Here is an 11512-nt window from a genome sequence, read left to right on the forward strand (position 1 = left end):
TTTTTTATTTAACTAGGAGGTTATAACAATGAGCGGAATTATAGCGACGTATTTAATCCATGATGATTCACATAACTTAGAAAAAAAGGCTGAGCAAATTGCACTTGGTTTAACAATTGGCTCTTGGACTCATTTGCCACACTTATTGCAAGAACAATTAAAGCAACATAAAGGCAACGTCATTCATATTGAGGAATTAGCTGAACATGAACATACGAATTCGTATTTACGTAAAAAAGTAAAACGCGGAATTATTAAAATCGAATATCCGTTATTAAACTTCAGTCCAGATTTACCAGCAATTTTAACGACTACATTTGGAAAGCTATCCCTTGATGGCGAAGTAAAATTAATTGACTTAACTTTTTCAGAAGAATTGAAAGAACATTTTCCTGGTCCAAAATTCGGGATAGATGGGATTCGAAACCTTTTACAAGTGCATGATCGTCCCCTTTTAATGAGTATTTTTAAAGGAATGATTGGACGAAATATTGGGTATTTAAAAACGCAATTACGTGATCAAGCAAGTGGTGGTGTAGATATAGTAAAAGATGATGAAATATTATTTGAAAATGCATTAACACCACTTACGAAACGCATTGTATCTGGAAAAGAAGTTTTACAATCCGTATATGAAACATACGGACATAAAACGTTATATGCCGTAAATTTAACAGGACGAACTTTTGATTTAAAAGAAAATGCGAAACGTGCAGTGCAAGCTGGAGCTGATATTCTATTATTTAACGTATTTGCTTACGGACTAGATGTACTGCAATCACTTGCAGAAGATGATGAAATCCCAGTTCCTATTATGGCACACCCTGCTGTAAGTGGTGCTTATTCAGCATCTAAGTTATATGGAATTTCATCTCCATTATTACTCGGAAAGCTACTACGCTATGCTGGGGCTGACTTTTCATTATTCCCATCTCCATACGGAAGTGTTGCGCTAGAAAAAGAGGAAGCTCTTGCTATCTCAAAATATTTAACTGAAGACGATGCATTTTTCAAGAAGAGCTTTTCTGTTCCATCTGCTGGTATTCACCCTGGTTTCGTTCCCTTTATTGTACGAGATTTCGGTAAAGATGTTGTTATTAATGCTGGCGGCGGGATACATGGACATCCAAATGGAGCGCAAGGCGGTGGTAAAGCATTCCGTACTGCAATTGAGGCTACTTTGCAAAATAAACCACTCCATGAAGTAGATGACATAAATTTGCATAGTGCACTACAAATATGGGGAAATCCCTCTCATGAGGTGAAATTATGAGTATTCAAGTATTTTGTGATTTCGATGGCACGATTACAAATAATGATAACATTATGTCCATTATGGAAAAATTCGCACCACCAGAAGCTGAAGAAGTAAAGAATAGAATTTTATCACAAGAGCTATCTATTCAAGAAGGTGTTTCTCAATTATTTCGATTAATACCTACTCATCTGCACGATGAAATTATTCAATTTTTAATAGAAACTGCTGAACTTCGTAATGGTTTTCATGAATTTATACAATTTGCAAATGAAAATAACATTTCTTTTTACGTTATATCAGGTGGAATGGATTTCTTCGTCTATCCACTCTTACAAGGACTCATTCCAAAAGAGCAAATTTACTGTAATGAAACAGATTTTTCAAATGAATACATTACGGTGAATTGGCCTCATCCTTGTGATCATCATTGTCAAAATCATTGCGGATTATGTAAATCATCTCTCATCCGTAAATTGAGTGATACGAATGACTTCCATATTGTGATTGGAGATTCAATTACTGATTTACAAGCTGCGAAACAAGCAGATAAAGTATTTGCTCGTGACTTCCTTATTACAAAGTGTGCAGAGAATTATATTGCTTATACACCGTTTGAAACATTCCATGATATTCAAAATGAATTAAAACATTTGTTGGAGGTGAAATCATGAAACAACTTTTTCGTCAATGGTATGACTTAAGCGAGATAAAAAAAGAATTAACAACTCGAAATTGGTTCCCAGCAACAAGTGGTAATATATCTATAAAAGTTAGTCATGAGCCACTTACTTTCCTCATTACAGCAAGCGGTAAAGATAAAACAAAAACCACTCCAGATGATTTTCTATTAGTAGATCATGTAGGAGTTCCCGTTTTAGAGACTGAATTACGCCCTTCAGCAGAAACAATATTGCATACACATATTTATAACAATACGAATGCCGGGTGCGTACTTCATGTTCATACAACTGATAATAATGTCATCACAAATTTATATAGTGATGCAGTTACCCTTCAAAATCAAGAAATTATTAAAGCTCTCGATATTTGGGAAGAAGGTGCAACAATTCACATTCCTATTATCGAAAACCATGCCCATATCCCAACGCTTGGAGAAAACTTTCGAAAGCATATACAAGGTGATTCGGGAGCGGTATTAATCCGTAACCACGGTATTACCGTATGGGGCCGAGATAGCTTTGATGCAAAGAAGAGATTAGAAGCTTATGAGTTTTTATTCCAATTTCATATAAAACTATTATCAATTCAAGGAGGCGTTTCTAATGGCGCAAATTCGTATTCATGAAGTAAATACTCGTATTGAAAATGAAGTGGAAGTATCTAAATTTCTACAAGAGGAAGGCGTTTTATATGAGAAATGGAATATTTCTAAACTTCCTACTCATTTAAATGAAAATTATTCTTTAACAGATGAAAACAAAGCTGAAATATTAGCTGTTTTTTCAAAAGAAATCGCTGATGTTTCAGCACGTCGAGGTTATAAAGCACATGATGTAATTTCACTTTCAAATAGCACACCTAACCTTGACGAATTATTAATTAATTTCCAAAAAGAACATCATCATACAGACGACGAAGTCCGCTTTATCGTCAGTGGTCATGGTATTTTCGCTATTGAAGGCAAAGATGGGAAATTCTTTGATGTTGAACTTGAGCCAGGCGATCTAATATCTGTTCCAGAAAATGCAAGACATTATTTTACCTTGCAAGATGATCGTCAAGTTGTAGCTATTCGTATTTTTGTGACAACTGAAGGCTGGGTTCCAATCTATTAAGGTAGTTAGTTGAATAAAAGGACTTGGATCCCCTTTTCCAAACTTTTATTCACTCTACATATATACATCCTCCTATGGAACAGGCTTATTTCACTTTTGAAATAAGCCTGATTTTTTATTTACTCAAAAGTACCATTTCATCACAAATTTAACGTCTTGATTTTTCAAGTGTATTTTTTGAACATTTATTGAACATTTATTGAAATTTTTCTGAAAATTCTGTTTTACATGTGATATACTACAATTAACTAAGAAGGAAAATAATATCGCAAACAGAGGGGGATAATCATGAGCTTACTTATCGCACTTATACTTGGAGTTACATGTGGAGCATTTCCTGTTATTTTAGGAGCTATTATGGAAGAGTTAGAAATTGGTGTTTTAGGATTTGTCGCATCTTGTGTAAGCGCTTTATTATTTGGTTTATTCGGCGCTATTCCTGTTTCAATTCTGTGTGCTTTTTATATAATACGCCATGCTCGTACAAAACAATTTGGTCCTAATCACATCGCACAAATTATCCCATTCCCGGTTGAACGATGTCGCCGCGCTTCTAACTTATAATGACTAAATAAATAAAAGTCCTCAAATGAGGACTTTTATTTATTTTCTTCTAGAAATTGAAACAATTCTTGTAGATGTAGGGCATCTTCACCATAGCTAACAGATACATGAAATATACCGTCAATCTCAGCTTGCATATAAAGATCCACTCCATCACGATCATATTTCAATGCCAAATAAAACTCCATTTCTTCTAACATCTTTTTAGAGGTTCGAATTACATAATGCCCCTTCTCATCTCTTCCATATTCAAAGTCTGGTTCAAAATCATATTTTTGTTTAAAAGCTTCTTTTTGTTTTTCATTAATTTGCATACAAGTAGCTCGCTGTACAGTATCAATCATCTCATCAAACTTTTGAAGGTCCACCTCGTTTACCCCCTTATATATTTTTTATATAATACTTGTGTTCCACTATTTTCTTCGCCATCCTTAACTAACTCTTCATACAATTCTTTCGCCAAACTTAAGCCTGGGACTGGTAATTGTAATTTTTCTGCTTCCTCTAAAGCAATTTTCATATCTTTCATAAAATGCTTTACATAAAATCCTGGCTCAAAGTCTCCTTTTAACATTCGAGGAGCTAAATTACTTAATGACCAACTACCTGCTGCCCCTGTTGAAATACTCTCTAACACTTTATCTGGATTCAGTCCAGCCTTCTTCGCGTAAGCAACAGCCTCACATACTCCAATCATATTGGAAGCAATCGCAATTTGATTGCACATTTTTGTATGTTGTCCACTCCCAGCTGGTCCTTGTAATTGAATGTTTGTTCCTAACTTTTCAAGTAAAGGTAAGCATCTATCATATATTTCTTTCTCTCCACCTACCATAATTGCGAGTTTTGCTTCTTTCGCACCAACATCTCCTCCTGAGACAGGTGCATCTAACGTATATATATTTTTGCTTTTTGCAACTTCATTAATACGTTTTGCTAAAGTAGGTGTAGATGTCGTAAAGTCAATTGCTATCGTACCTTCTTTTGCATGTTCTATAATTCCTTCTATACCAAAATACACTTCTTCTACATCATGTGGATATCCAACCATTGTCATTACAATATCAACTTGCTTCACTAACTCTTTTGGCGTATCACACCATTGTGCACCATCTTGCACTAAAGAATCTGTTTTTGCTTTCGTTCTATTATATACATATACTTTATGACCATCTTGCATTAAGTGATAAACCATACTTTTTCCCATTACGCCAATACCAATGAAACCTATTGATAAAGTTTTATGTTCCATTTTCTCATCCCCTTTGTTCTAATAAATCATTTACCATCTTTCGGAACTCTTTATTAAAGTCATCATCCATACTATTTTTTACATTTGAAAATAACATAACAAAAATTCCTTTTTCTTTATTAAAATTATTGAAAGTGTTCCAACCAGATAATACACCATGATTATGAAAATAATCTGGATATATATAAAAACTAAATGCATATTTCCGTTCTGCTGAAGGCGAAAACATTGCTTGTATACTTTGTTCAGAAAGAAGTTTTCCACTTATAATTGCTTCGTCTAACTTCTTCATATCTCCAACTGTCGTATACATCTCACCACAACCATATAGCCAATCCATGCCTAACTTCTGCGCTGGTACAAGCTCTTGATTTTTTTTCACATAACCCTTTGTAAAATTTTTATCTCCAGGTACCATATTTCCCATACCGGATTCATGCATATCTGCTTTTACAAATATGTTTTCTTTTATGTAATCTCCTAAAGGTTTTTTCGAGATATGTTCTATTATATAAGCAAGAACCATATAATTATAATCTGTATATCTCCAACCTGTTCCTGCAGGAAATTCTAAATTTTGACGTCCAATCCAATTAACTAACTGTAAACGGGAAGCAGCATTCACATTCCCTTTCGCATGTTCAGGTAAACCAGAGGTATGGGTTAACAAATGATATAGTGTAATATTTTTATTCTCCGGAAATGAAGGAATATATTTATTTACATTATCTTGAATATTCAATTTACCTTGTTCTTGCAACTGTAAAATAGATGTGGCAACAACTGTTTTCGTAATAGAACCAATACGATATTTTGTTTGAGGCGTATTTTCTATTTTATTTTGAACATCAGCATACCCATATCCTTTATTCAATATAACACGCTCTTTATCTGTTACCAAAACTGTTCCATTAAATTGCTTTCCGACTAAATATTGATCTAATTTTTGAGATATGCTAGCATAATCAATTTGTTGCTCTTCTTTTTCTTCTATATTCCCTTGTACTTCTGATTCAATAGTAGGATTCACTTTAGTTGTTAATACAGTGTTTTCCTTTATATTGGGGCTAACAAGAAAATAGTATACTCCGCCGCCAACTATAGCAGACAGTGAAGCCATCACCATTACTTTTTTTATCATATTGATCCTCCATAATTCCTTCGCTAAAAATTGTCCCCCTATTCTATTATCAAACAATAAAAAAAAATCGCAACAATTTGTTGCGAAAAATTACATTTTTTCTTTTCTATACACACATACTTGATTCTTCCCATTTTTTTTCGCTTCATATAATGCAATGTCCGCTCGTTGCATTAATTCTTCTCTTGTAGTTCCTTGTTCATATAACGCAACTCCAAAGCTAGCTGTTAGCTTCGAAATTCCAGTGAATTGCTTTGTTTCAATGAAGAATCGTAATGACTCCGCAACTTGAAATGCTTCCTTTTCTACTGTATTTGTCACTAATATAATGAATTCTTCTCCTCCCCATCTTGCAAATACATGTTGTTGCTCCACTTTAGATTTCATAAGCTCTGCAAGTTGTATTAATGCCAAATCACCAAAATCATGACCATATGTGTCATTAACCGTTTTAAAATTATCTATATCAAATAAAATGATAGCTATTTTCTCATCACTACGTATTACCTTTTCCCACTCTACCTCTAGTATTTGTTGAAACTTTAAACGATTATAAATCTCTGTCAATGAATCTACCATAGCAAGTCTTTCTTGCTCTTGATAGATTTCATCTAATTCTGTAATTTCCGTGCACTTTACAATAAATCTTGATAAATCTTCTGGCAATGGTGTCGCACGTAATAAAAAAGTGGATACTACCCCTTCATAATTTAGCATCTTAATTCTTCTACCACTTGATAAAGTATCGTCTAACCATGTGATATCATGCGTCGTCGAATAGTATCCACTTTCTCTAATAAAATGTTCAGCAAATACTAAATGTTGCTCACGATAGGCAAACAGATTTTCATATCCAAAAAAAGCTAAAAAATTTGTATTACAATCAACAATCTCATCATCTTCTACTATAAATAATAGATCATTTTGAAAATCAAACATCGTTTGAAGCAATTCCTGCTGCAAACCGACTTGCCTTACTAAAGAAAGTTGATACAAACTCTTATTCACTTCCTCTAACACTGCTTGCGGAGTTACAGGAGCTATTACAATATTACGTATTCCTAATGCAAGTACATCTGTGAATTCTTTTGTTATTTGTTGATCCCAAATGACAATGAATGTACTGTGCGGAGTATACATATTCTTTATATATTTTATTTGAGAATAATCTGTTACATACGTAATGATAATGTGTGGTTTCGTTCTTTGAAATAATAGTTCGCCCTCTTCAAAACTATTTGCTATAAACATACATTTTGGATGGATATTTTCTACCGTTTGTTGATGCTTACATCCATTTTCTATATAAAGGACATTTAACTGCAGATCTTGTAACACATTTTGGAAAACCGTATTCTCTAATAAAAAATGTAGTATGTTCATCACTAGTCTTCACTCACTTCATATATCTTGTTCTACTGAATTCCTCACAAACTTTTTTAAAAGACTGTTCTCCAATAAACTTTAATTTGTGAGAGATACATATTAACAAGCTAATTGAGAATGTTATCTTCGCTTTTCACTCTATAAATTCCTTTTTTAGTGTATGATTGTAGGAATTGTATCGTTTGTATGAATGCCCTAGCTTATTTTTAAAACTTGACAATTAAAATAAAGATATTATATTCTTAAATTCGATAACTTACAAAATGTAAGTAGTGTATATTATTTTTTTGAAAATAATTCGATATACAATTTGGAGGATATACAATGACAAACGACAACTTTTTTAACGTTCTATATGAACGCACATCTACACGTGCATTCAACCCAAATAAAGAAATCTCATCTACAGAATTACATGAGATTTTAAAAGCCGCAGCACAAGCACCTTCCGCTTGGAACTTGCAACACTGGAAATTCCTCGTTTTTCAAGGTGAAGATGTACAAAAACGATTACACCCAATAGCTTATAACCAACAACAAATTCTTGATGCTTCTGCAGTAGTCGCTATTTTAGGTGATTTAGAAGCTTATAAAAATGTTGAGCCAGTATATGGTCCAATTGTAGAACAAGGATTTATGAAAGAAGAAGCAAAAGAACGCTTAGCTAAAAATATTGAATCTGCATATGCTCGTGAACAATTCCCAAGAGATGCTGCCTTTTCAAATGCATCTTTAGCAGCAATGCAACTTATGCTTGCAGCTAAAGCAACTGGTTGGGATACTTGTGCTATTGGTGGCTTCAATCCACAAGCACTGACAGACGAATTTAACGTTTCATCTCGTTACGTTCCAATTATGCTTATTACAATTGGTGAATCAACTTTAAAAGGACACCCTGCACCTCGTATGAGCGTAGAGCAAGTAAGTGAGTGGGCAAAATAATAAAAAACGAAGGTAACTACATTGCCTTCGTTTTTTTATTCCCTGTCATACTTTTGTAATATTAATACAAATCATTCGACATTTATACTTATGGAAAAGTATATTCTATTCCCTTATCATAAATAAACTTGACGTTTTGTGTCGAATTTTGTTTAGGTGTTGAAATATACCCGTGTGTTTTTGTTACAATTGTGATACAATGATAACAAATAGATAACAAGAGAGGGATTTTCATTGAGTTCATACGGAAGCTTTATCGCACTTTTATGTTACATAGTAACTGTACTGCTTCTATATTTTATTGGTGATGCCGCAAACATCTCCATTTTACAATTCCCAAAAGAAGAAGCATTCCAATTAGAATCAGAAAAACATACTGCACGATCCATTGTACCACTACTCCTAGCTCTTCCTGTATATATCATCGTTTTATATAAAAGTAAAAAAGTGTAAAGGCTACCTATTTCATTTATTTCGGTGGTTTTTACATTTTTTGTTATATTTCCCCTATTTTAAACATCATTCCGTACTAAACACCCAGCTAGTCATTTAAAATGAGAAAATCCCCTAGAAAAAATTCCACTCTCTGTCCAGTCACTCACTACCGAACTTACATAGATTATAAGTGTGAAGGGGGTGATGAGGATTATGTTTGGATCATTTGGATGCTGTGATAACTTTAGAGACTGTCATCATCATGAAAGAGAGTGCAGACATCATGAGAAAGAGAAAGAGAGAGAAGTAGTTAGACCACAACAACCAGCTGTATGTAACGTACTTGCTAGCATTTCAGTTGGAACAGAACTTTCTCTTTTAAGCATTAGAGGTAATGGCACTTTCAACAATGTAATTTTTGAAGGTTTCGCTAACGGTGTTGCTCTTTTCTCTGCTTTAGCTCGTAATAACAAAGACGACAAAGATAACAATAAAGACGATAAGAACAATCAAAATCGAAATACTTTTACTGGTATTTTACGTGTATGCCCAACTGATATCGTTGCTATCGCTATCTAATTCCGTTCCTTATCCTCTATAGTAAGAAAATAAGATTTATTTTTCTCATAGAAAAAACCTGAGACCGATTTCAAATCGACTCAGGTTTTTTTATTGGTTATATGCTTTTAACTAGTTCAACAACTTCTTCAGCAGTTGACATCATTAATGCTTTTTCTGCTAATGTTTCCATTTCTGCTTTTGACAACTTGCTTAGTTGTGTTCTTGCAGGAAGAATAGATGTTGCACTCATACTGAACTCATCTAAACCTAATCCTAATAATAATGGGATAGCAAGTGAATCGCCTGCCATCTCACCACACATACCAGCCCATTTGCCTTCTTTATGAGCAGCATCGATAACCATTTTTACAAGACGTAAAATAGATGGGTTATATGGTTGGTATAAGTATGATACTTGTTCGTTCATACGGTCTGCAGCCATTGTGTATTGGATTAAATCATTTGTTCCGATAGAGAAGAAGTCAACTTCTTTCGCGAATTGGTCTGCTAATACTGCTGAAGCTGGGATTTCAACCATCATACCAACTTCAATAGAATCAGAAACAGTTGTACCCGCTTCTACAAGTTTCGCTTTCTCTTCTAATAAAATTGCTTTTGCTTGACGGAACTCATCAAGAGTTGCAATCATTGGGAACATAATTTTTAAGTTACCGTATACGCTAGCACGAAGTAATGCACGAAGTTGTGTACGGAACACATCTTGCTCATCAAGACATAAGCGAATTGCACGGTATCCTAAGAATGGGTTCATTTCTTTTGGTAAATGTAAGTATGGAAGCTCTTTATCTCCACCGATGTCAAGTGTACGAACAACGACTGGTTGACCTTCTTTTACACCTTCAAGAACTGCTTTATACGCTTCGAACTGCTCTTCTTCTGTTGGAAGATTGTCACGACCCATGTATAAGAATTCTGTACGGTATAAGCCAACGCCTTCTCCGCCATTATCGATAATACCTTGTACATCATTTGGTGTTCCGATATTTGCAACAAGCTCAACGTGATGTCCATCACTTGTTACAGTAGCTTGGTCTTTTAATTTTGCCCATTCAGTTTTTTGCTCTTCAAATTTCGCTTTCTTTTCTTCAAACGAACGAAGAGTTTCTTCTGATGGGTTTACAATTACTTCTCCATCTAAACCGTCAATGATAACGATATCGCCGTTTTGAATTTTCTCCATAACAACTTTCGTACCAACAACAGCTGGAATTTCCATAGAACGAGCCATAATTGCAGAGTGAGATGTACGTCCACCGATATCAGTAGTGAAACCTTTTGCATACTTACGGTTTAACTGAGCTGTATCAGATGGTGTTAAATCTTCAGCAATAATGATTACCTCTTCAGAAATTGTACCAGGATTTGAGAAGTTAATTCCTAGTAAATGTGCAAGAACGCGTTTTGTTACGTCACGAATGTCCGCAGCACGTTCTTTCATATATTCATTATCCATGTTTTCAAACATAGAAATAAACATTGATGCAACTTCATCCATTGCAAATTCAGCATTTACTTTTTCGCTATTTACTTTATCTTTTACTGGGTTTACTAGTTCTGGATCATTTAACACTAATAAATGTGCTTCAAAGATCGCAGCTTTGTCAGCACCTAGCTCAGCAAATGCGTGGTCCTTAATAGCTTCTAATTCAGTTTTTGCTTTCTCAAGCGCAGCGTCTAAGCGTGCAATTTCTGCAGCTTCGTTTGTAATTGATTTCTTTTCGATGTTAAATTCAGGATTTTCAAGTCTGAAAGCCTTTGCAATAGCAATCCCACTTGATGCAGCGATCCCTTGAATGTTAAGAGTCATTATTCTCCTAATCCTTCGTTTTTCATAGTTTCTTCGATAGCTGCTAGTGCTTGAGCTGCATCATCACCATTTGCAGTGATTTTAATTTCTGCGTTTTGTTGAATGCCTAAAGACATAACGCCCATGATTGATTTTAAGTTAACGTTCTTTCCGTTATACTCTAAGTTAATGTCAGAACCGAATTTGCTTGCAGTGTTTACAAGTAGAGTTGCTGGACGAGCATGAATTCCTGAGTCGCTAGTTACTTTAAAGATTTTTTCCATGATAATTTATCTCCTTTAAATTACAGTTTTTTTTAGTTGTATAGACGTGAGTACTACATCATCTATTGTATATAATAGGCGATGTT

General features: G+C 34.3%; 14 protein-coding genes. 8 read left to right on the forward strand and 6 right to left on the reverse strand.

Annotation, left to right across the window (positions count from 1 at the left end):
• The first annotated feature begins 28 nt into the window (after positions 1-28).
• From mtnW to N2V79_RS19790, 5 genes are all read left to right on the forward strand, one after another.
• Positions 29-1273: a 2,3-diketo-5-methylthiopentyl-1-phosphate enolase gene (gene mtnW / locus N2V79_RS19770; RefSeq protein WP_069356154.1), complete on the forward strand. Its 1245-nt coding sequence runs from the start codon at positions 29-31 to the stop codon at positions 1271-1273.
• Positions 1270-1929: a 2-hydroxy-3-keto-5-methylthiopentenyl-1-phosphate phosphatase gene (gene mtnX, locus N2V79_RS19775; RefSeq protein WP_069356155.1), complete on the forward strand. Its 660-nt coding sequence runs from the start codon at positions 1270-1272 to the stop codon at positions 1927-1929. The genes mtnW and mtnX overlap by 4 nt, the downstream gene beginning before the upstream one ends.
• Complete coding sequence (locus N2V79_RS19780) at positions 1926-2564, forward strand: methylthioribulose 1-phosphate dehydratase (protein ID WP_000811341.1); 639 nt, start codon at positions 1926-1928, stop codon at positions 2562-2564. The genes mtnX and N2V79_RS19780 overlap by 4 nt, the downstream gene beginning before the upstream one ends.
• A complete protein-coding gene (locus N2V79_RS19785) occupies positions 2542-3054 on the forward strand; it encodes a 1,2-dihydroxy-3-keto-5-methylthiopentene dioxygenase (protein WP_000057317.1) in 513 nt (170 codons plus the stop codon). Before N2V79_RS19780 ends, N2V79_RS19785 begins: the two co-directional genes overlap by 23 nt.
• 288 nt (positions 3055-3342) lie before the next feature.
• Complete coding sequence (locus N2V79_RS19790) at positions 3343-3618, forward strand: hypothetical protein (protein WP_000054659.1); 276 nt, start codon at positions 3343-3345, stop codon at positions 3616-3618.
• A gap of 35 nt (positions 3619-3653) precedes the next feature.
• Here N2V79_RS19790 and N2V79_RS19795 read toward each other — a convergent pair whose 3' ends face one another.
• The 4 genes from N2V79_RS19795 to N2V79_RS19810 all read right to left on the reverse strand — a co-directional run bounded on the left by N2V79_RS19795 (position 3654) and on the right by N2V79_RS19810 (position 7394).
• Positions 3654-3986, reverse strand: coding sequence for a DUF3909 family protein (locus N2V79_RS19795; RefSeq protein WP_000365617.1), 333 nt, complete (start codon positions 3984-3986; stop codon positions 3654-3656).
• Between the two features lie 5 nt (positions 3987-3991).
• Entirely contained in the window at positions 3992-4870 is an 879-nt protein-coding gene (locus N2V79_RS19800; protein ID WP_053563711.1) for an NAD(P)-dependent oxidoreductase, read from the reverse strand.
• A gap of 4 nt (positions 4871-4874) precedes the next feature.
• The gene (locus N2V79_RS19805) at positions 4875-6011 is read right to left on the reverse strand and encodes a serine hydrolase (protein ID WP_142245152.1); all 1137 of its coding nucleotides are present in this window, start codon (positions 6009-6011) and stop codon (positions 4875-4877) included.
• A gap of 90 nt (positions 6012-6101) precedes the next feature.
• The gene (locus N2V79_RS19810) at positions 6102-7394 is read right to left on the reverse strand and encodes a GGDEF domain-containing protein (RefSeq protein WP_001023187.1); all 1293 of its coding nucleotides are present in this window, start codon (positions 7392-7394) and stop codon (positions 6102-6104) included.
• Between the two features lie 327 nt (positions 7395-7721).
• On the opposite strand from N2V79_RS19810, the gene N2V79_RS19815 reads away from it, so the two are divergent.
• From N2V79_RS19815 to N2V79_RS19825, 3 genes are all read left to right on the forward strand, one after another.
• Entirely contained in the window at positions 7722-8339 is a 618-nt protein-coding gene (locus N2V79_RS19815; RefSeq protein WP_000180387.1) for a nitroreductase family protein, read from the forward strand.
• 234 nt (positions 8340-8573) lie between these two features.
• Positions 8574-8792, forward strand: a complete 219-nt coding sequence (locus N2V79_RS19820; protein WP_000100485.1) for a hypothetical protein — start codon at positions 8574-8576, stop codon at positions 8790-8792.
• A gap of 195 nt (positions 8793-8987) precedes the next feature.
• The gene (locus N2V79_RS19825; protein WP_000468017.1) at positions 8988-9353 is read left to right on the forward strand and encodes a DUF3915 domain-containing protein; all 366 of its coding nucleotides are present in this window, start codon (positions 8988-8990) and stop codon (positions 9351-9353) included.
• A 97-nt stretch (positions 9354-9450) separates the two neighbouring features.
• On the opposite strand, the gene ptsP is transcribed toward N2V79_RS19825, so the two are convergent.
• Both ptsP and ptsH read right to left on the reverse strand, forming a co-directional pair.
• Positions 9451-11163: a phosphoenolpyruvate--protein phosphotransferase gene (gene ptsP / locus N2V79_RS19830; RefSeq protein ID WP_000174216.1), complete on the reverse strand. Its 1713-nt coding sequence runs from the start codon at positions 11161-11163 to the stop codon at positions 9451-9453.
• Complete coding sequence (gene ptsH / locus N2V79_RS19835) at positions 11163-11426, reverse strand: phosphocarrier protein HPr (RefSeq protein WP_000411080.1); 264 nt, start codon at positions 11424-11426, stop codon at positions 11163-11165. Before ptsH ends, ptsP begins: the two co-directional genes overlap by 1 nt.
• Positions 11427-11512 lie beyond the last annotated feature (86 nt).

This window comes from Bacillus sp. CH_70, from assembly GCF_038007045.1.
Classification (GTDB): domain Bacteria; phylum Bacillota; class Bacilli; order Bacillales; family Bacillaceae_G; genus Bacillus_A; species Bacillus_A cereus.